The organism is Oscillatoria nigro-viridis PCC 7112 (genome assembly GCF_000317475.1).
Taxonomy (GTDB): Bacteria; Cyanobacteriota; Cyanobacteriia; order Cyanobacteriales; family Microcoleaceae; genus Microcoleus; species Microcoleus nigroviridis.
Map to the genome: position 1 here is coordinate 251,527 of NC_019763.1, position 19,277 is coordinate 270,803.

General features: G+C 43.6%; 17 protein-coding genes, 4 pseudogenes and 1 riboswitch. Of the genes and pseudogenes, 4 read left to right on the plus strand and 17 right to left on the minus strand.

What is annotated here, in order from left to right; translation table 11 throughout:
* The first annotated feature begins 685 nt into the window (after nt 1-685).
* Nucleotides 686-1,052 (plus strand): annotated as a pseudogene (locus tag OSC7112_RS40470) (transposase family protein).
* Between the two features lie 28 nt (nt 1,053-1,080).
* Here the strand turns inward: OSC7112_RS40470 and OSC7112_RS34930 are convergent.
* From OSC7112_RS34930 to OSC7112_RS32040, 9 genes and pseudogenes are all read right to left on the minus strand, one after another.
* Nucleotides 1,081-1,569: an efflux RND transporter periplasmic adaptor subunit gene (locus OSC7112_RS34930; RefSeq protein WP_150111732.1), complete on the minus strand. Its 489-nt coding sequence runs from the start codon at nt 1,567-1,569 to the stop codon at nt 1,081-1,083.
* A gap of 231 nt (nt 1,570-1,800) precedes the next feature.
* Nucleotides 1,801-2,775, minus strand: a complete 975-nt coding sequence (locus OSC7112_RS32010; RefSeq protein ID WP_015211779.1) for a DUF8832 domain-containing protein — start codon at nt 2,773-2,775, stop codon at nt 1,801-1,803.
* 199 nt (nt 2,776-2,974) lie between these two features.
* Nucleotides 2,975-3,169 carry a heavy-metal-associated domain-containing protein gene (locus OSC7112_RS32015; RefSeq protein ID WP_015211780.1) on the minus strand — a complete coding sequence of 65 codons (195 nt, stop codon included), beginning with the start codon at nt 3,167-3,169 and terminating at the stop codon, nt 2,975-2,977.
* Between the two features lie 546 nt (nt 3,170-3,715).
* Nucleotides 3,716-4,129, minus strand: coding sequence for a heavy metal-responsive transcriptional regulator (locus OSC7112_RS32020; RefSeq protein ID WP_015211781.1), 414 nt, complete (start codon nt 4,127-4,129; stop codon nt 3,716-3,718).
* A gap of 178 nt (nt 4,130-4,307) precedes the next feature.
* A complete protein-coding gene (locus OSC7112_RS32025; protein ID WP_015211782.1) occupies nt 4,308-5,285 on the minus strand; it encodes a cupredoxin domain-containing protein in 978 nt (325 codons plus the stop codon).
* 259 nt (nt 5,286-5,544) lie between these two features.
* Nucleotides 5,545-7,803, minus strand: coding sequence for a heavy metal translocating P-type ATPase (locus OSC7112_RS32030; RefSeq protein ID WP_015211783.1), 2,259 nt, complete (start codon nt 7,801-7,803; stop codon nt 5,545-5,547).
* Between the two features lie 45 nt (nt 7,804-7,848).
* Nucleotides 7,849-8,043 (minus strand): annotated as a pseudogene (locus OSC7112_RS37485) (heavy-metal-associated domain-containing protein); the annotation flags it as partial.
* Between the two features lie 442 nt (nt 8,044-8,485).
* Nucleotides 8,486-9,202, minus strand: a pseudogene (locus OSC7112_RS36565) (transposase); the annotation flags it as partial.
* 9 nt (nt 9,203-9,211) lie between these two features.
* Nucleotides 9,212-10,516, minus strand: coding sequence for an Nramp family divalent metal transporter (locus OSC7112_RS32040; protein WP_015211786.1), 1,305 nt, complete (start codon nt 10,514-10,516; stop codon nt 9,212-9,214).
* Nucleotides 10,517-10,684: 168 nt separating this feature from the next.
* A riboswitch (cobalamin riboswitch) is annotated at nt 10,685-10,827 on the plus strand.
* Between the two features lie 18 nt (nt 10,828-10,845).
* Here OSC7112_RS32040 and OSC7112_RS36570 point away from each other — a divergent pair.
* A complete protein-coding gene (locus tag OSC7112_RS36570; RefSeq protein WP_339374343.1) occupies nt 10,846-11,046 on the plus strand; it encodes a CbtB-domain containing protein in 201 nt (66 codons plus the stop codon).
* A 144-nt stretch (nt 11,047-11,190) separates the two neighbouring features.
* Nucleotides 11,191-12,381, plus strand: a complete 1,191-nt coding sequence (locus OSC7112_RS32045; protein ID WP_015211788.1) for a hypothetical protein — start codon at nt 11,191-11,193, stop codon at nt 12,379-12,381.
* 69 nt (nt 12,382-12,450) lie between these two features.
* Here the strand turns inward: OSC7112_RS32045 and OSC7112_RS32050 are convergent, their stop codons facing one another.
* The 8 genes and pseudogenes from OSC7112_RS32050 to OSC7112_RS42040 all read right to left on the minus strand — a co-directional run bounded on the left by OSC7112_RS32050 (nt 12,451) and on the right by OSC7112_RS42040 (nt 18,167).
* Nucleotides 12,451-13,371, minus strand: a complete 921-nt coding sequence (locus tag OSC7112_RS32050; RefSeq protein WP_015211789.1) for a vitamin K epoxide reductase family protein — start codon at nt 13,369-13,371, stop codon at nt 12,451-12,453.
* A 55-nt stretch (nt 13,372-13,426) separates the two neighbouring features.
* Nucleotides 13,427-14,074, minus strand: a complete 648-nt coding sequence (locus OSC7112_RS32055) for a hypothetical protein (RefSeq protein WP_015211790.1) — start codon at nt 14,072-14,074, stop codon at nt 13,427-13,429.
* A gap of 65 nt (nt 14,075-14,139) precedes the next feature.
* A complete protein-coding gene (locus tag OSC7112_RS32060; RefSeq protein WP_015211791.1) occupies nt 14,140-16,122 on the minus strand; it encodes a heavy metal translocating P-type ATPase in 1,983 nt (660 codons plus the stop codon).
* A gap of 390 nt (nt 16,123-16,512) precedes the next feature.
* Nucleotides 16,513-16,698 (minus strand): IS5 family transposase, encoded by a 186-nt coding sequence (locus OSC7112_RS36575; protein WP_071884053.1) that lies wholly within the window; start codon nt 16,696-16,698, stop codon nt 16,513-16,515.
* Between the two features lie 99 nt (nt 16,699-16,797).
* Nucleotides 16,798-17,409: a cation efflux transmembrane domain-containing protein gene (locus OSC7112_RS32065; protein WP_015211792.1), complete on the minus strand. Its 612-nt coding sequence runs from the start codon at nt 17,407-17,409 to the stop codon at nt 16,798-16,800.
* A 25-nt stretch (nt 17,410-17,434) separates the two neighbouring features.
* On the minus strand, nt 17,435-17,779 hold the full coding sequence (locus tag OSC7112_RS32070; protein WP_015211793.1) for an ArsR/SmtB family transcription factor: 345 nt from the start codon (nt 17,777-17,779) through the stop codon (nt 17,435-17,437).
* Between the two features lie 99 nt (nt 17,780-17,878).
* Nucleotides 17,879-18,046, minus strand: a pseudogene (locus OSC7112_RS38930) (HAD family hydrolase); the annotation flags it as partial.
* Nucleotides 18,045-18,167 carry a hypothetical protein gene (locus tag OSC7112_RS42040; RefSeq protein WP_263053637.1) on the minus strand — a complete coding sequence of 41 codons (123 nt, stop codon included), beginning with the start codon at nt 18,165-18,167 and terminating at the stop codon, nt 18,045-18,047. The pseudogene OSC7112_RS38930 and the gene OSC7112_RS42040, both read right to left, overlap by 2 nt.
* A 344-nt stretch (nt 18,168-18,511) precedes the next feature.
* Here OSC7112_RS42040 and OSC7112_RS32075 point away from each other — a divergent pair, with 344 nt between their 5' ends.
* Entirely contained in the window at nt 18,512-19,231 is a 720-nt protein-coding gene (locus OSC7112_RS32075; protein WP_015211794.1) for a DUF305 domain-containing protein, read from the plus strand.
* Nucleotides 19,232-19,277: the final 46 nt, after the last annotated feature.

Sequence of the window (19,277 nt, forward strand, 5' to 3'; positions counted from 1 at the left end):
AAAACCTAGATGTCAACGGATTAGATAGATGCGTCGGAAGGGGGCGTAGGCATCGCTCTCAAGTACAGCCATTGAGTCTTACACAGTTTAGAGAAGCGCTTTGGGTTCTTACTACTTGTTGAATTAATGACACATAACCTCTTGGGCGATCGTGTTTTTAAGAAGGGGATTATGCTCACGCCCTTATAGAACCCATTTGACATCTTTTGACGATCGACTCATAGCGGGCGTGAGGCTCATAGCAGTTGATTGCCTGCTGTGAGCTGTTTGTTGAGGTTTTGGGGTTTAAAGCTTAGCCTGGAAAAGTTTTCAAATTGGTTGTCCCCGCTGACGCTCGTTGATGTAAAATTACCATCAAAACACTCTCTCGGGCGATCCCGTACTCTACTAATCTCACAGATGGTGAATGGGAAGTTTTGTCACCCTTACTCTCTCAAATATTGCCGCTAAAAAAAAAATTCGACCCCCTAACTGGACTCAAAGAGAAATTTTAAATGGCATCTTCTATCAACTCAAGAATGGTGGCAATTGAGCAGACGCGACCATTAGACTTACCTCCCTACTCAACCGTATATTGGCATTACAAACAGTGGCGCTCTCAAGGTGTGCTTGAAGAGTTGATGAGGGTCTGACATTCTCAAGTCAGATTGCAAGTTAAAAAAAACCGAAGTGGACTACATTGATGATGATCGACTCACAAGCAGTAAAAAATACCTGTAATGCCAGTATTGCATCGAAAGGATATTGTTTTTACAAATCTACCAACGGATATCATCCCGAACATTTGATTACTGAGTTAAAGAAGATTTACCCACAGATTCTGACCAAAATTAAGTTTGAACTCTCGGAAAAACCATCGAAACAACAAAAAAAGAAGCCCAAGGTAAATCAGGATTTGTTCCAGTTAAAGCGAGATGGAGAATCGAACGATCGAATGCTTGGATTATTGGTGCAAAATCCTCACTCTTGACTTCGAGAGAACTTTGGATAATGCAACTGCCAAAGTTACTCTTTGTTTTATTAGGCTGATGATTAAGAGGCTGGTCTCTTAGATGTCAAATGTTAGATGTCAAATGGGCTCTATAGGTAGCTGAACCGTTCGTACTCTCGCTGATTGAGTTTTAGGTCAGACAGTTCAGAAACTCGACGAGTCTGTAATGCTTTGAGTACCGCTCTGACATTTTTGGCGTCAGCTTGGGCGCTTGCTGCTTCTGCTCTAGCAGTTTCCAAATCGGCTTGAGACGATTCAACCCCTGCAATCCGACTTTCAACCGAAGCTTGCTGCTGGTTTGCATCAACTTTCAACACAGGGGTACCTGTTTCAACTCGCTCTCCTGCTCGGACAAATATTTCAGAAACCTGACCCTGAATTCTCGGTCGCAGGGTGACAGAGCGACGCGATTGCAGGCTAGCTATGAACTCCGAGCTTTCTACAATTTGGCTGGTTTGCACCGACAATGTTTTTACAGGCGTTGGCGGCGGTTGCTGAACTGTTGCTGGAGGTGATTGATTACTCGGAGCAAAAACGCGTCCCAGTCCAATCCCTCCACCGCCCACAAGGAGCAACACGAGCAATAACCAAGGGGACGATCGCCGTGGAGAAGCGGACTCTGAATGGATTTAAAGATTGGTGTTTGAAGAAGGTTGTAATTCAGATGATTCCATAGTTTACTCATGATTTATCGCCAAGGAGTTTTGCTATCAGCCACCAGTAGTTAGCTGATAGCAAAATGTTTAGACATCAAGCCTTCGAGACAAAAATCTGTTTCTCTGCTTCAGAAACGAAAAATGCGAGTATAATTATTCCACGTTTACCCAAAAATCAGCCGTGACAATTTGACCATTACGATTGAACTGCCCCCAAAGCTTATATTTTCCTGGTTGGGGGAAACTGGTCATAAAGTGAACCTCTCCTGCTGGAGTATCTTTCAAGGCATGAGCATGAATATAGTCGGCTTTTGTCAACGGTGATGACTGCTTGAGGATAACTAAGTGTCCTCTTTCCCCTAAATAGGGCTGTAAATCCTTCAGCGGTTGGTTGCTACTAGCATCTTGCAAATTGAAAATTAAGTTAACTCCTTGTCCTGCTTTTATTTTAGGTTGAGAAAACGTGAGGTTAGCCTTAGTATTTCCAAAAGTTTTGGTGGTAGCCATGTCAACTTTCGACCGAGCTAAAGCTTGACCCGGAACTTGCATTTTCAAGACAGAAACTTGTTCTGATTTTTCGGCGGGTTTGTAATCACTGAACAGCGTGTAACCACCTGAGCCGGGAAAATCAGTTTGAACTTCAAAGCGTCCATTTCCTTTATAGGTGGGGTGAATATGATTGAAATATTGGAGGTCATCGCTAACGACAATCAGGTGCATTAATTGTTCTTGGAATTTATCAAAATCAGCAATAGACTTTCCCTCTTTGTTTTGGACTTCAATTACCAAAGGTACGGGAGTTTTGGGCGCGATATTGGAGGGAACTGTCAGCTTAGCGATAGCATTCGCAGGTTCGGCATCGGAATGCCCTGAATGACCACCATGATGATGTTGTTCTCCAGCATCATGGGTTTTGGAATCCTCCATATTATGACCCTCATGAAGATTTTTATTAGCTCTTGATGTTTGGACATTATCCATTACATGACCCTTGTGAGAACTTGTATTTGCTACTTTTGAGGCAGAAGAAGTTGATGTTTCGCCAGATTTCGTGCTTGAGGGTGAGAAGCAACCTTGAGCTAGGATGAGAGTTGAAGTGATAGCAATTGCAGTTAAAAATGGCTTCATTGTTTTCTCCAGTTAGTAAACTTGAGGTTGTCGATTTATCAGGGGTTCAGACTTTGCTGTTCTCGTTTGGAGTTTCTAGTTAAGGGCATTCTTGTAAATGAATCCTCTAAACTACTGATAAACTCCAGAGTTAAGATGAATATTTAGGATTGGCGGCTAGCCAAAAGCTAACCGCTGGCAGGAAAAAAAACTAAAAGGTTTACACGGATGGATAGCCAGCCGCAGCTATTGCTTCTTTGATTGCTGTTTCGGAGGCTTGAGTTTCTATGCTGACAAGTTTGGTTTTTGGATTGGCTTGAACCGAGGCAGTAGAATCAAGCGTTTGAATAACTTTGGTGATAGCATTCACGCAAGCAGAACAAGCCAGTTTAGGAACAGTTAGTTGCAGTACCATAGCCTTCAATTTCTAATCGATGGTGATTAATGGGTGAACTTTGTTGAGTAAATCACTCGTCAACTTACTCAACCTAATAACAGCTTAAATTCTCTATTCGACTGGAGAGTCAAGGGGTAGCGAAAAAATATTGACAAATTTTTCCAGAATAAATCGACATATAAGTAGGTAGGCGGGAAAAATTATCTTTATTTAACGAAAGATTAAGTGTGGTGATTGGATTTAAATTTAACACGTTGGGTACGGTAGTTTTTTCTTTCTCCTCTATCTAACTTCTACTCCCTGAATTACGGCGTAGGCAAGCTCTAGCTCATTGTCAAATATTTGCCCTGCTAATTCATCTTTTTTAATGTGTTGCAACTATAATATTTAGGCAAGCAGAAAATATATAAACCCTGATTTTTTCTTGACCATAACTGTTGGACTTGCCTTAATCAGTGTATGGGGCCGTTGTGTTGAGCGATATTATTTTTTGATAAGAAATCAGTGTGTCAACTTCTATACTCCGTTGACACACCGATCGAAACAATTAAGTTATAGAAGAATTTACTTTTTTTGAATCAGAGGACAAATGATGGAATCAACCTTTTCTAGTAAGGTGGGCGCACCTGAAAGTAATCCTTCCAACTCTAGTTTGAGGATAAGTAGTTGCTGAATTTGTAGATCGATAGCGAGCAGTTTATCTTGCAACTGGACTTTGATGTGTTCACAAGGCAACTCTCCCCCATCGTGAACCGTCAATAATTCTTGAATCTCGGCTAAAGTTAATCCCAAAGTTTGGGCGCGTTTAATAAAGCTTAGCCGAGTCAAAATATCAGAATTAAATAATCTATATTTCCCTTCGGTTCTGCCTGATGCCTTGATTAAACCGAGTTCCTCATAGTAGCGAATGGTTTTGATCGGTACGCCGCTTTCCTTCGCAACTAAACCAATGAGTTTTTGCTTTTCTTGAACTAACATACTCATTTCCTCTACTGAATCCAACTCTAAGCTTATGATAAACTATCCAGTGGGATGGAGAGTCAAGAGGGGCTAGACATTTTTTTGAATGACAGAGTGGCGATCGCCTGAATGTCGCAACTTTGGGTAGCAGTAGGCGTCTGGACCAACCATTCGAGCGATCGCACTTGGTTGACGGTCAGTTATTTAAGGCTTGAGCAGCCATTTCATCTGGGTCAGAGACGTTAGCGACTTGCACTTCTATGGTACCGCGAAACATATTCATGCCACAACTAAAAGTGTGTTCTCCTATGTCTTCGGGAGTGAATTCAATGGTTGTTACTTGATTCAAAGACAAATCGGTAGCAATGCCAAAATCGGGAATCAGCACTTTCGCTAAACAACCACTAGAAGTTTCGCGTAAAAAATTGAGTTGAACGGGTTTACCTGCTTTAACTACCAGATGATTGGGCGTGTAGCCTTTGTTAACCATGATAGTCACTTTCTGGATGCCCTGGTCAACAGTTGGATTGATTTGCATAGCTTCAGCGTCAATTTTTGTTTCAGGCTGATGTGTTGACATGGATGAATTGAACTGGGATTCTGTTAGTGTTTGAGGTTCCTCGAACCCCGTTGATTCAAGTTGTTGGTCTTCGGCGGCGATAATTTCGCCTCGAAACATATTCATGCCACAGCTAAAGACATAACTGCCAGCTTTTTTAGGTGTGAATTCAACAGAGGTTACTTGATTCAGAGGCAAATCTGCTGCAATATGAAAATCTGGAATTAAGACTTGTTCCAAACAACTGCTAGGATCTTGGCGGTGAAAGTTAAGACGCACTGGTTGTCCAGCTTGCACAACAATGCGGCTGGGTTCATAACCACCATCAACGGTGACGGTTACTTCTTGAATTCCTCCACTGGCTGTAACTGCTTTCTGAGATTTGGGTTTGCTAAGGAGAAACCACCAAAGTTCTAAACTAATTAATCCGATTCCAGCCAAAGTAACTAAAATCTTGTTACTTAAGGGCTGTTCAATGCGATGAAACTGACTTTTTTGCTGTGTTTGACTTGGGTGTGTTTCATGGGTATTTTGCGCTATTCCTTCACCAGATAACATTCCTAGTACAACCCCCAGACTAGCAATAGTACCGATAATTGTTGTTTTGCCGCTCATTTGAAAACCTCCTAAAAAATAAACAAGATTATGGGAGTAAGAGCGGGTTTTGAACAAAGGTATTTAGTGAATTTCCTTCGTGATTGACTAAACCCGCGCTATCGTTCGATGTTTCATTCATCAGAGTGCAAAAATAGGCTACGTTAACACTCCAAAAATTGAACCGGAAATTACCCCAAGCAGAAATCCAAATCCTGCTAATGTTCCTAGAAATGTAAGTTGCTTGTTCATCATTATTCCCTCTTAACCACGAATCAAATTAGCCAACATTTTTGGGTCGAAAGTTACGGAGACGCAACGCATTTGTTACTACAGAAACGGAACTAAATGCCATTGCTGCCCCGGCAATAATTGGATTGAGGAGCCATCCAAAAATCGGGAAAAGAATTCCGGCGGCGATGGGAATGCCTGCCACATTGTAGACAAAGGCAAAAAACAGATTTTGTTTGATGTTTTGGATCGTAGCGCGAGACAGTTGGATGGCAGTAACAATGCCTTGTAAGTCACCAGAAATTAGAGTGATATCGCTAGCTGCGATCGCGACATCTGTTCCTGTGCCAATTGCCATGCCTACGTCAGCTTGAGCAAGTGCAGGTGCATCATTGATTCCATCCCCCACCATTGCGACAATTTTTCCCTCTGCCTGAAGATTTTCGATTTGAGCGACTTTTTGATCGGGACGAACTTCTGCAATAACTCGTTTGATGCCGACTTCCTGCGCTATGACTTCCGCCGTGCGACGGTTATCACCTGTTAGCATTACCACTTCTAATCCCATCTTTTGTAAAGTGCGAATTGCGACAACAGAAGATGGTTTCACGGCATCGGCAATGCCCATAATTCCTTCTACTTTGCCATTTATGGCAATCCAGATAACCGTCTTACCGAGATATTCCAATCGATCCCACGGTGGCTGCAAACTACTGGTATCAATTCCCAATTCATTCATCCAACGATGAGTTCCAATTTGCACGCATTGATTGGATACATACCCTTGCACACCACTGCCTGCGTGAGCCTCGAACTCCCGTGAATCCGTCAACTCCACTCCTTGAGATTGGGCATATTGCACCACCGCTTCTGCCAGAGGATGTTCAGAATTCCGTTCGACGGATGCAGCGAGGCGCAGAAGTTTTAGCTCGTTACCATTGGCGGTACCATTAACCGTTATAAAGTCCGTTACAGTGGGTTTACCTTGGGTAATCGTGCCTGTTTTGTCTAAAACAACAGTTTGCAGTTTGTGCGCTAGTTCTAAACTATCTGCACCTTTAATCAAAATTCCGTTTTCTGCCCCTTTACCTGTACCCACCATGATCGAGGTTGGCGTGGCTAAGCCAAGCGCACACGGACAAGCAATAATCAGCACGCCCACGGTGGTAATCAATGCCATTGTGACGTTGCCCATGATGTTGTACCAGATGATGAAGGTAGCGATCGCAATGGCAATCACAACAGGGACAAACCATCCCGTAACGCGATCGGCTAATCGCTGAATCGGTGCCTTGGAGCCTTGCGCTTGCTGCACCAGTTTAACGATTTGCGCCAAAAACGTATCTTTACCCACTCGTGTGGCTCGGAATTTGAAGCTTCCAGTCTTGTTAATAGTCGCTCCAATCACTTCATCACCAGGCTGCTTTTTCACGGGTACACTTTCACCCGTCACCATTGCCTCATCAATCGTTGAGGAGCCATCAATAATCTCGCCATCCACGGGAATCTTTTCACCCGGACGAACTAGAATGACATCTCCCAACACTACCTCAGCGATGGGAATGTCCACCTCTCGTCCATTACGAATTACCCGCGCCGTTTTTGCCTGCAAACCCATAAGAGAACGAATTGCTTCTGAGGTTTGTCCCTTAGCGCGGTTTTCCAACAGTCGTCCTAGCAAGAGCAATGCAACAATTACAGAAGCCGCTTCAAAGTACACATCTGGTTTAAGACCCTGACTGATAAACCACTGGGGAGAGAAGGTGGGAAATAGAGAATAGAGGTAAGCTGCCCCTGTCCCGATCGCTACTAGCGTATCCATTGTCGCCGTATGACGCTTCAAGGCTTTCCAGGCATTAATGTAGAAAGACCTACCGGCCCAAAACAATACTGGAGTAGTGAGTACAAATTGTAGCCAGGGATGGTGCAGCCACATGGGAATAAAGGGAATAGGCAATCCCGTCATCGCAGGCAGCGAGCCAATCACGATAACGGCGCTGATAATACCGCTAACCCACACCTTGCGGGTCAAGTCCTGATTTTCACTTTGCCGCGCCTGCCGTTCTGCATCATCTTCTGGGGCAAGTACATCATCTTGCATCGGCAGAGCAGAATATCCAGCCGCATCCACGGCATCCTGAATCGCTGCTACATCAGTTTGGCTGGGATTATATGTAACGCTGGCTTGTTCAGCTCCAAAATTAACATTGCACGTCTCAACTCCCGGAACTGAGCGGATTGCCTCTTCGATGTTACTTGCACAAGAGGCACAACTCATGCCTCGCAGTTTCATAGTGGCGTTTTCCATACAAAACCTCCTTATTTTCATCCTTAAAATGGGTCTGAGAAATCTTTAGTGACAGGTAACAGAATAACCTGCCGCTGTAATGGCATCTGTAATGGCGGCTTCAGATGCTTGAGTTTGGATATTGACCAGTTTGGTTTTGGGATCTGCCTGAACATTTGCGGCGGCATCTACTGTCTTGATGGCTTTGGTAATGGTTTCGCCACAAGCTGAACACGCCATGTTAAGGACTTTTAGCTGTAGTCATGGTTGTATTTCTCCTTTCCTTTGAGGGGTTAATCCTATCTTGCAGTATCCAGTCCACTGGAGTGTCAAGGGGGAATGAAAAGAAATTTTGGAGAACCTCTAAAAAGGAGAAATCAACACCCTGGGCACCATGATCTGCTGTCTCTTGAATCCCTAGGGCGTGTTTTCAAAGTCGGTGTATCCTAGATTGGGGCGACGATCGCACGCAGGGAGTCATGCTTCCCTTCAATCAAGGCCAAGTGTGCACCTGTCTGCGCCAATACGGTTCAGTTAAGGGATATGCAGTGCTTAAAACAATAAATACAGGAGGATTCATTATTATTCCAGTACCTCTGTGTTTAACTTGTTTAGAGCGAAATTTTGAGACAGGTTTTTTCACGACTCTGGGGTTGTTTCTCGCTCACCCTTTTAGGTAGAACTTGATCGAGAATCTCCAAAGTTAACCAATTGAAAAAAAGGGAAGTTCCTGTGGTTGTAACCGCTGAAATTTTGGGAGAGTGCGACGAATAACTCGTAATGTTCCAGTAAAAGAAAGACGCAATGGTGAAACACCTGCGCTGCTGGCTGCTTGAAAAATTAACGACCGTACCGCCCAATGTCCTATTAGTAAACCATAAATTTCTTGTACCACCTCCTTTGGTCTTTGAGAACGAATATGAGTTTTTCGTCCTAATAAATGTACTTTGAGTTCATCAATAGTATTCTCGACTTCCCAACGTTGATGATATTCACAAGCCAGTAAGTGCGCTGGAAATTTTTCCGCGTTCAACAAGCTGGTAATTAAACGATATCTAATTTGTGCTTCTGGGCGGTCGTAATTCTCAATTGTGTACTCAATTACTCTTACCTGTATGGGCTGAAATCCCTTTTTTCTTAATGTGCCGTCAGGGATAAATCCAACTCAAATATGAACCATCATCTAATTGTGTTTCGTTTAAGAATTTAACGTTGGATGGAATTCGCCCCAAATACTCACAACCTTTACTGACTGTAGCTTCTATCATCGCATAGGAATGTAATATAAGCCTCTATCCCACATCAATAGCATTCCTGGCGTTACTGAGCGTAACAACTTTAACGCTCTTACTCTTTCTCCCATTTTATATGGACACATTAAGGCATCAAATATTAAATGTGTTCCTGCCTCTACCGCAATCGCAGATTACTAGAAAATAGTCTGCAATAACAGCCAGCTATTTAATCCTACTATAATACTAGCCACTAACCAAGCTAAGGCTTTCAGCCAAAATGGATTCACAAACTCTCCCATTAAGTGGCGGTTTGAGGTAAACATTACCAAGGGAATTACTGCAAACGGTAATTGCAAACTGAGAATCACTTGACTGAAAACCAGTAAATTAGTTGTACTGCCTTCACCAAACAAGATAATTACGATCAAAGCCGGTACAATTGCAATCAGTCGAGTCAGCAAGCGCCGCAACCAAGGCCGCAGTCGAAAATTTAGAAACCCTTCCATCACAATCTGTCCTGCTAGAGTTGCAGTCAATGTTGAGTTCTGCCCCGAAGCCAATAAAGCAAAGGCAAAAATTGCACTGGCCGAACCCACACCCAGTACCGGAGAAAGGAGTTTGTAAGCATCTTGAATTTCTGCTACTTCTTGATAGCCGGAAAAATGAAAGCTGGCAGCAGACAATATCAGAATAGCTGAATTAATAAACAAAGCTATTGACAGCGCTAATGTGGAATCTATTGTGCCAAATTTAATTGCTTCCCATTTTTTATCAGAAGTTTCTTCCCAAGAGCGAGTTTGCACGATCGATGAATGCAGGTAAAGATTGTGCGGCATCACAGTTGCCCCCAAAATACCAACCGCAATATAAAGCATTGCCTGATTCTGCAAAATCTCTAGGCTGGGAACATAACCGAGTAAAAGTCCTCCGGCATCTGGTTTTGCAAAAATCATTTCGGCAATAAAACAACCGCCAATAATTGCAATAATGGTAATTACCAAAGCTTCGATATAACGAAAGCCTTTACCTTGTAAAAATAACACCATTATCACATCTAGCGCAGTGATGCACACGCCCCAAACTAAGGGAATGCCAAATAGCAATTGCAGTCCGATCGCACTGCCAACAAGTTCGGCTAAATCGCAAGCAGAAATAGCAATTTCACAAAGTATCCACAGCAAAAAACTGACTCGCGGACTGAAATAATCTCGACAAGCTTGTGCCAAATCTCGTCCCGTTGCCACTCCCAAACGCACGCAGAGGGATTGCAGCAAAATTGCCATCAAATTAGATAGCAAAATCACACTTAATAGCGCATAGCCAAACTTTGCTCCCCCCGCTAAGTCAGTCGCCCAGTTTCCCGGGTCCATGTAACCCACTGAAACCAAATATCCAGGCCCTGCGTAAGCCAGCATTTTACGCCAGAAACCTTTGCTGTTGGGAACCGGGATGCTGCGGTGGACTTCAGGAAGGCTGGGTCTGTTTTCGGGGTGAGTCATTGGTTTTATTGTTAAATAATTTTCATATTATTTTCATAATCTCACAAATTCCGTTAAATTTCATCAGTCGTATGGCTCAAAATCCGCCAAAGTTGCAAGAAATATGAAGTTGTGTATTTTTTATCTAACACTCCAGGTAATGTGAATGCAGCAACAGAATGTGTGGTATGCTCTGAATATCAAATCGGTTCTGGTGAGGAACAGCCACCAGAGGTAACGGGGAAAGTTCGGTGTAAGTCCGGCACTGTCCCGCAACTGTGAAGGAGACAAGTTCTCCAAGTCAGGATGCCCGCCGATGCCCAAATTTACTTTATTCATCTGCGAGGTACATGATGACTACTCAATCTTCTTCTTCTTCTTCGGTTTGGCAACAAACGGCACGGTTGACGCTTTCAACACCCGTGCAAGCGACGCTCTACATCTCCCTATGCGCTTTGACTGTCTGGACTGTTTACTTTACAACTTATCCCGCCGTCCATAACAAGGTACACTCTCTGCGCCACCACACTTTGATGGTTAGTTGTCACTAGACAAGATTGTTTTCATTTGAGATATTGCACCTTTCTTGCTTAACCGGTTGGGGCGGGTAAACCTGCGAGCTTTCTCACGGTGCAGACAGGTTAAATAAACCCGCCCCCACCCCGCGCGAGATTCCTTAAAAGTCCAGAATTAAAATGTCAAAATTAAAGTTTTCTGCGCTCATCAGTGCTGTCTGCATGATGAGTATCTTTTTCTATGGTTGGGTCGGGTTTTCGCAGTCTCCACAATCAACTGTGCGACTGACTTCTGAACCGCCAATCACCCAGATTTTACCCTTTGAAGCCGAGGCAACTACACCTTTATCTCCAGTGTCGTTAAAGCTGCAAGCTTTAGATGCAGCGGGTATTCCCTTAGAGAATGCTCGAATTAGTTTGACAATTTTAACTCCGCCTAAAAATCCTTGGTTTACCACCGATTTTCCGATCGTGGAGGGAACAAAGTTGCTGGATATAGAAGCTGTTGCAGCTAAAGGTGAGTTGCAAATCCAGCAAATGCTGCCGATTAGGGGAAATTATCAATTGTTAGCAAAGGTGACTCCGATCGCAGAAAATGCTTTTACTCCTTTTGAGCAAACTTTAACACTATCCGTGCCGGAAAACGGGGTCAAGTATCGCAATTTTTGGATTTTAGCTGCGATTTTGTTGGCTGTTGGGCTAGGTGGCGGCTTGGCGATTGGAGGAAAGCCAAAAATCAAAGCAGGAGAAATAGCGCCCGAGAGAGTGCGATTGCTGTTAAGTGGGGCGATAATAATTGCGATCGCTACCTTGTTATATGTTAATGTCAGTGCTGAAATTGCCCAGTCTGAGATGTCGATGCCAATGTCTCACATGACAGAATCTAAACCGACAGAAAAAACTAGCCCCATTGTGAAATCTCAGGGTTTACAGGTGCGACTTTCTGGAGATGTTAGTGCGACAGTAGGGAAAGCTGCTAATTTACAAGTTCAACTCACCGATACCAAAACAAATCAGCCAGTCACAGATGTATTGTTCAATGTTAAAGTCACCCAACTCGAAAATGATTGGATTGCTTTTGCCTACAAAGGTGTCCCGGATGCAGCCGGAAAACTGATATGGCAAGAGCAGTTTTTTGATGGCGCACCTCATAAAGTTGAGGTAGAAGTTTCTCCCCAACCAAATGCAGCGCGTCAGTTTCCACCATTCCAGGTTTCACAAACTATTGAAGTTGAGGGAGTTGCGCCTCCTCTTTCAGTGCGGTTGACTGTCTTGGCTTACTTTACAGGCATTGTAGTCGCAGGGATGGCGATCGGATTTGGATTGCAGCGCCGTTTGCTTGGGCTGCGGCTGAGAGTAGGGCGCATTTAACCGGATTTCGGATAATTTAATTTAAGTGCGATCGACTACGATTAGGTCGATCGCCAGAAATCACTCTTGTCAACGTTCCTGATTTGAGAGCTCTTTAAATTCGCGAGTTCCCTGATAGCCAGATAAATCCGCTAACTCCTGCAAAGATTTTTGCCCTTGGTAAAACTTACCGTTAATTTCCCAAGTGGGAGTCCCTTGAATCTTCGCAGCGTCGCAAAGATCCCGCCGAGCATTTTTCCCTTGAGGATTGCACTCGATATAATTGATAATGCCCGCCGCTTCTTTGCCGAAACTTGCTTTCTGTGCTTGACAATGATCGCAGGTAAAAGAGCCGTACATTTTAGCTCCCACTCTTTTTAAATGCTGCGCTAAAGCAATTTCTGAAGTACCGGAAGATGTTGTAGTCTTGATGCTAGTCTCGTTAGCTGTACCGAGATTATTCACATCGGCATAAAGAGCCAGAGAGGAAATCAGCACTAACATAGACACCACAATTCCTATAAAAAATAGTTGCCCGATATCATCCCATTCGCGACCTATTAATGCTAAGACAAACAAGCTAGTTGCAAACAAAGCAGACGCAATACAGTAAATACAAGCTGCTTTGATATCAATAGCCAGTACATACATCAGATAGCCACTGAAAATCGTCATAGCTGTGCTACCAGCAAACAGAAATAGTCCCGTCCAAGACTCTAACTTGGAGCGGAGACTCTTCTGTTCTGCGGGATTGACCAATAGGGGAGCTACGGCAAAAACTATCATGCTCAAATAGCCCAAAAAACCGAACAAAGAAAGAGGCAAACCAAAGACATAGGCATAAGGACTCGAAAGCACGATATCGCAGCCTTCGATCGGACAAACTGCCGTTCCGTTGGATAACTTGACCACTGTTAGATAAGCAGTGATCGCAGCCCCTATCGAGGCAATTCCTGCCGTGAGCGGACGAGAATAGCGGTGAATCCAAGGCATGGAACGTTGACGACGCATAATATTTTTTCCTGTGCTGGATATTTCCCAAGACTAAATTGTATTACCAACCATTTTACACTTTGATGAAATAAGCCACAATTCCTAGAAGGATTAACACTGCTCCGGTTAATCCTTGTTCGTGATCCTCGAAAAAATGCAGCTTTTCTTCTAAAGCATTAACTCCTTTCATTCCCAAGTCTACTAGCAAAACCATTCCTAAAACTGTCACCACTAAGTAGACGACAGAAACTACAAGTATGCCGCTCAAACCAATCGTTCCTGCTGAAAAAAAATAGGCTTCTATTTCGATGCAAGGCGAGAAAAGCATTCCTGTTCCTAAAACAGCTAGGATTTGAAATTGCGATCGCTTGGTAGTTAAATTAACTGTTTCCGCGTGATGGTGGTGGTGCCTGCGAGAACTATCTAACTCTGCCAAAAGATAGATGATTCCTAAAACTAATAAAACTAAAGGCGCAATTATTTTAGCGGCCTCTACATAGGTAGCAGCGAACTTGTAACCGAATAAGCCGACGACAATTCCAATTAGGATAATGCTGAGGGTATGAGCAACTCCTGTAATTACTGTAGCCCGCAAAGTTTCGCTGCGAGACCAATTTTCAGTTTTACCAATCGCAATTAAAGGCATCCAGTGGTTGGGAATTAATGCGTGAATAATACTAAGAGCTAGACTTCCCAACAGAATTTTGAGCATACTTTCCATTTGCTTTCCTCTACAAATTGCTACAATGAGGGAGGAATTGCCCCCCTCCTGGAGTTTTCAGCCGATTATTTTAAAACTCTAGTCGCATTAAAAATAGCTGCTAAAGCCACCCCAACATCAGCAAAAACTGCCTCCCACATGGTAGCTAACCCAAAAGCACCAAAAGCAATAAATATGCCTTTGACTAACATGGCAAAAATGATATTTTGCCAAACAATATTGTGAGTCTTTCGGGCAATTTGAATGGCTTCAGCTACTTTTGACGGTGCATCGGTCATAATTACAACATCGGCAGTTTCGATCGCCGCATCCGAACCCAAACCCCCCATTGCTATGCCAACATCGGCTCTAGCAAGTACGGGTGAATCATTAATTCCGTCCCCGACGAAAATAATTTTATCGCCTTTTTTAGATTGGGAGATCAGTTTTTCGATCGCCTCTACTTTTCCTTCGGGTAATAACTCAGCTAAGTAGGAATCTAAACCGAGCTTTTTGGCAACACTCTCAGCTACAGCTTGATTATCTCCAGTTAGCATCACGATTCGATCGACACCCTGTTTCTTGAGGTCGCGAATAGCCTGTACAGCGTCTTCCTTAAGCTCGTCAGCAATCAAAATATACCCAGCGTAGCGGTTGTCTACCGCTAAATGGACGACAGTACCTTCAGCATTGCAGACATCATGAGCAATGTTTTCTCGGTGTAGAAAACGGTCATTTCCCGCAAGCACAATTTGATTATTTACTTTGGCTCGAATGCCGTGTCCCGCTATTTCTTCGTAATCTTTCACATCCGATGAATCTATCTTTCCGCCGTAAGCTTCCATAATAGATTTCGCGACTGGGTGATTTGATTGAGATTCTACTTGGGCTGCTATTTCCATTAAGCCAGATTGTGAAAAACCCTTCTGAGGCACAATTTGTGCTACTTTAAATACTCCTTTAGTCAAAGTTCCTGTTTTGTCTAAAACAACTGTCTTGACTGCTGTGAGGGTATCTAAAAAAGTCGAGCCTTTAACCAAAATACCGCGCTTGGCTGCACCGCCAATTCCCCCAAAGTATCCCAGAGGAATGCTAATCACCAATCCGCAAGGGCAGGAAATAACTAACAAGACTAGGGCGCGGTAAACCCATAAAAATCTATCTGCATTAGTTGCTCCTGAAATGAACAAAGGCGGAATTAAAGCTACTGCTAGCGATGCAAATACTACAAACGGCGTGTAGTAACTGGCAAATTTGGTGATAAATTTCTCAGTTTCAGCTTTTTTGCTTCTGGCATTTTCTACTAATTCCAGAATTCGGGATATTGAAGATTCACCGAAGAGTTTGGTAACTTTGACGGTGAGAACTCCTGTCTGGTTAATTGTTCCTGCTAAAACTGTTTCTCCAACTTTCACGGTTCGAGGTACTGATTCTCCAGTTAGTGCAGATGTGTCAATCTGAGAATTGCCGTCTATAATTTCACCGTCTAAGGGAATTTTTTCTCCCGGTTTGACAAGGATGATCTCGCCGACGGCTACTGTTTCTGGCGAAACTTTTTTGATTTCGCCATTTGCCTTGAGGTTGGCGCTGTCTGGGCGAATTTCTAAAAGCGATCGGATCGATTGACGCGATCGCCCTACGGCAAATTCTTGAAAAAGTTCTCCGATTTTGAAAAACAACATCACCCCGACTGCTTCAGGGAGTTTGTGAATGGCTACAGCGCCCAGTGTTGCTATAGTCATTAAGAAATTTTCATCAAAAAATCGACCTCGCAGAATGTTGCGACCCGCACTGGTTAAAACATTCCATCCGCTTAAAAGATAGGCTGGGATGAAAACCAGATATTCACCTATAGAATAGGGCGTGTTGTGCAGTTTTTCTTCAAAAATTAAACCGCCGACAAATAGTACAACAACCAATATCACAGGAATCAATTCTTGCTTCAGGTTAAAATCTCCGTTCCCCTGGCCGTGGCTTTGGTTCTGGTTATGATTCTCATGACTGAGATCGGGGCGATCGTCGTGACTGCAACTACAGCAGCCGGAATCCGATGCTTTTGGCTTGTTCATGATGTCTCCTAGGTTGAAAGAAATAATTAACTTATGAACAGACATTCATACTATATCTCCAAAGCTGACAATTTGGGAAACTGTTGAGTTAAAAGTTGGGCTGCTAGTTAGTTCGAGTTTGCGGTCACAAGTTGCGATCGAGAGTAAGAATTATTATCGTTTTGCTCATGTTAAGTAAAAATTATTGACTCATATTATGTGCTTGCCTGTGTCACATCCCATTGCTTGGTTTACCATTGCTGCGTTTTTGACGTTTTGACTATCCACGATGGCTTCAGACGGACTCACCGCTCGGTTGTGGCTAACTTTAACCCAGGCTCTAAGTCGGTCATGTAGCCTCAGCAAAGTTCCGTCTTTACGCCAGGTGCAGAAGTAGCGATAGACGCTCTGCTAAAGTGGGAAGTCTCTCGATAAGTCACGCCAAGTACAGCCTTGGGTTAACAGGTAAAAGATTGCATTCAGGACATTCCCCACCTCAACCTTGCGAAGACGTTCCCTAGATGTTGCAGGTGAAATAAAAGGTTCAATCAACTCCCATTGTTCCAGGGTTAAGTTGCTGGAGTACATTTTACTCATAGCTATCTTCGGTACTGTTTCTATGTCTCGGCGATAAGAAAACTAAAACGAAGTGAGAAACGTTCAAATCGTTGCTGCCAAACCTGTTAAGCAATATTACTAAAGCCGTGGTTGCTTCATTCTGTCGCGTTGTGCATCTCGAATAATACTGATTCCACCCCAAACGACTAGGCTTGCGATTCCAAATCCAACAATTAAATCAGGAAACCGAGAATTAAATAGAGTGACTAGGAAACCTGCGACTATCACACTAAAATTTGCAATTACATCATTTTGCGTAAATATCCAACTTGCCCGCATATGTACCTCACCCTTACGATGCTTTGAGAGAAGGTACAAACCATAACTGTTAGCAATCAGGGCCAAAAAAGCCATTGCCATCATCCAACCTGATTCCGGTGAACTCCCCCAAACAAACCGTCGAATCACATCGACGACAACCATCACGGCTAACGTGATCTGAAAAATACCACTTAGAGTCGCTGCACGATTCTTGTGATGCGCCGATTTGCCAACTGCATACAGCGACATCGTGTAAACCGAAGCATCTGCAAACATATCTAATGAGTCTGCCACTAGGGCAGTTGAATCCGCTAAAACTCCTGCCACAATTCCGACGACAAACATTGTGCCATTGATAAGTAACAGAATTCGCAGCGTTTTACGCTCGGCTGCGTTCTTGGCTTCCATGTGACATCCACAGTCTGACATCGTGCGCCTCCTAATTAGCTTGTTGTTATTCGTCCTTTGAGCAGTTGTAGCGGGTACATTCATAAACTCCTTTTGCTACATCAGCCAGTAACTCTTCAACCATTTCCAAAATCTCAGCAACTCGTGCATCGGCAAGTTGATAGCTTGTGTACCGTCCTTGCTGCAGGGTGTTTACCAGACCGCAATCACGGAGACAGCCCAAGTGGTTTGAGGTGTTAGATTGCGATAGCCCGGTTGCTTCAACAATTTCACTTACAGTCATTGGACGCGATCGCAGCACGTCCAAAATCGCCAATCGTGATGGATCGGAAAACCCACGAAAGAGTTTTGCTTTCAAGCGAGTGGACTGGGATTGAGCAGAGACAATCATATGCTTAGTTCCAATACAAAGCTCTTTGGTATCATCATATCAGCAAATAATGATATGTAAACACCTGAAAGCTTATTTATACCCTCACGTGAGCAGCGTCGCCATTCTCACATCTGCTATTTCCCCAGCCGGAGCATCGTTAATCCCATCTCCCACCATCGCTACAATTTTCCCTGGTGCTTGCAGTGCTTAGATTTGAGCTGCTTTTTGGTCTGGTCTAACTTCAGTAAAAACGCGCTGGATACCAGCAGAAGGGGCTATCGACTCACCTCATCCCTTGGAGTTTGACTGTGAGGTGATCCATATATGCACTCTGAAATTGGGAATGGGTAATATTCTGCCTTCTGTCTTCAACTGCCAACAGATGCGATCGCTTTCCTAACTTCATTTTCCGGTTTCACCGTTTGAATTGTCCTCAATTTCGTCTTGAGATCGCCTTAAACAACGGCGGCTGAGTCAACTGCTTGGACTTCTCTAGTCCACTGGAGAGTTAATGGGGGATTGCGAAATTAATCAGGAATTATGGAAAAAGTGGTTTGACAGCCTACCCATAGGGTAAGGCGCGCACTGTGTACCCTACATAATTAGGTTATGAGTCCTGTAAATCTTAAATTTGAGTTCGATCGACGGCACAGGAATAATTTTTTACAATTGCCAGTCGAAAATTTCATCCTAATTTCATTTATATGTGGAAAGCTGAAGATAAATGGCAGCTTTAAGGATATAAAATCGATGAAACCAATTTCATTAAAAACAGGCTTTGCAGCCCTGATATTGACCGCCGCAGCCGCTTTAACCAGCGGAGTGCTTGCAGCTTGTTCAAAAGCCCCTTCCAGCGAAACTCAAGCCCCAAATGTTACGGCTGCAACCGAAGCAAACAACAAGCAAGACATGGCACAAGGCGGTGGCATGGGTGGCATGAATCATGGCATGAATCACAATATGTCAATGGATTTAGGCCCTGCTGATGCCGACTACGATTTGCGATTTATTGATGGCATGACACTACACCATCAAGGTGCTGTAAACATGGCAAAAGAGGTACTAAATAAATCCAAACGCCCGGAAATGAAAAAAATAGCAAATGAGATGATTGCCGCTCAGAACCGCGAAATCAATCAACTGAAAGAGTGGCGAAAAGCTTGGTATGCCAAAGCCAGCAGTACGCCAATGGCTTATCACGCTCCAATGAGTCACACGATGGCAATGACTCCTGAACAAATGCAAAGCATGATGATGAGCATGGATTTAGGGGCCGCTGACGACCAATTTGACTTGCGATTTATCAATGCGATGATTCCCCACCACGAAGGAGCTTTAGTGATGGCCCAAGATGCTTTGAAGAAGTCGAAACGGCCGGAAATAAAGAAATTGTCCCAAGAGATTGTGACTTCGCAAAAACAAGAAATCGAGCAAATGAAAGAGTGGCGACAAGCTTGGTACAAACAGTAACACCATATTTCACCCGGATTTCATTTTTATCTGCAAAACTGATCTT

Excerpts from the sequence above, each read along its gene's own strand:
- OSC7112_RS32010 (WP_015211779.1), bottom strand. The coding sequence starts at position 2,775 with ATGAAGCCATTTTTAACTGCAATTGCTATCACTTCAACTCTCATCCTA.
- OSC7112_RS32050 (WP_015211789.1), bottom strand. The coding sequence starts at position 13,371 with ATGCGTCGTCAACGTTCCATGCCTTGGATTCACCGCTATTCTCGTCCG.
- OSC7112_RS32020 (WP_015211781.1), bottom strand. The coding sequence starts at position 4,129 with ATGTTAGTTCAAGAAAAGCAAAAACTCATTGGTTTAGTTGCGAAGGAA.
- OSC7112_RS32070 (WP_015211793.1), bottom strand. The coding sequence starts at position 17,779 with ATGATTGTCTCTGCTCAATCCCAGTCCACTCGCTTGAAAGCAAAACTC.
- OSC7112_RS32030 (WP_015211783.1), bottom strand. The coding sequence starts at position 7,803 with ATGGAAAACGCCACTATGAAACTGCGAGGCATGAGTTGTGCCTCTTGT.
- OSC7112_RS32065 (WP_015211792.1), bottom strand. The coding sequence starts at position 17,409 with ATGTCAGACTGTGGATGTCACATGGAAGCCAAGAACGCAGCCGAGCGT.
- OSC7112_RS32060 (WP_015211791.1), bottom strand. The coding sequence starts at position 16,122 with ATGAACAAGCCAAAAGCATCGGATTCCGGCTGCTGTAGTTGCAGTCAC.
- OSC7112_RS32055 (WP_015211790.1), bottom strand. The coding sequence starts at position 14,074 with ATGGAAAGTATGCTCAAAATTCTGTTGGGAAGTCTAGCTCTTAGTATT.
- OSC7112_RS42040 (WP_263053637.1), bottom strand. The coding sequence starts at position 18,167 with ATGAAGTTAGGAAAGCGATCGCATCTGTTGGCAGTTGAAGACAGAAGG.
- OSC7112_RS32075 (WP_015211794.1), top strand. The coding sequence starts at position 18,512 with ATGAAACCAATTTCATTAAAAACAGGCTTTGCAGCCCTGATATTGACC.
- OSC7112_RS36570 (WP_339374343.1), top strand. The coding sequence starts at position 10,846 with ATGATGACTACTCAATCTTCTTCTTCTTCTTCGGTTTGGCAACAAACG.
- OSC7112_RS32025 (WP_015211782.1), bottom strand. The coding sequence starts at position 5,285 with ATGAGCGGCAAAACAACAATTATCGGTACTATTGCTAGTCTGGGGGTT.
- OSC7112_RS32040 (WP_015211786.1), bottom strand. The coding sequence starts at position 10,516 with ATGACTCACCCCGAAAACAGACCCAGCCTTCCTGAAGTCCACCGCAGC.
- OSC7112_RS32045 (WP_015211788.1), top strand. The coding sequence starts at position 11,191 with ATGTCAAAATTAAAGTTTTCTGCGCTCATCAGTGCTGTCTGCATGATG.
- OSC7112_RS32015 (WP_015211780.1), bottom strand. The coding sequence starts at position 3,169 with ATGGTACTGCAACTAACTGTTCCTAAACTGGCTTGTTCTGCTTGCGTG.
- OSC7112_RS36575 (WP_071884053.1), bottom strand. The coding sequence starts at position 16,698 with ATGAGTAAAATGTACTCCAGCAACTTAACCCTGGAACAATGGGAGTTG.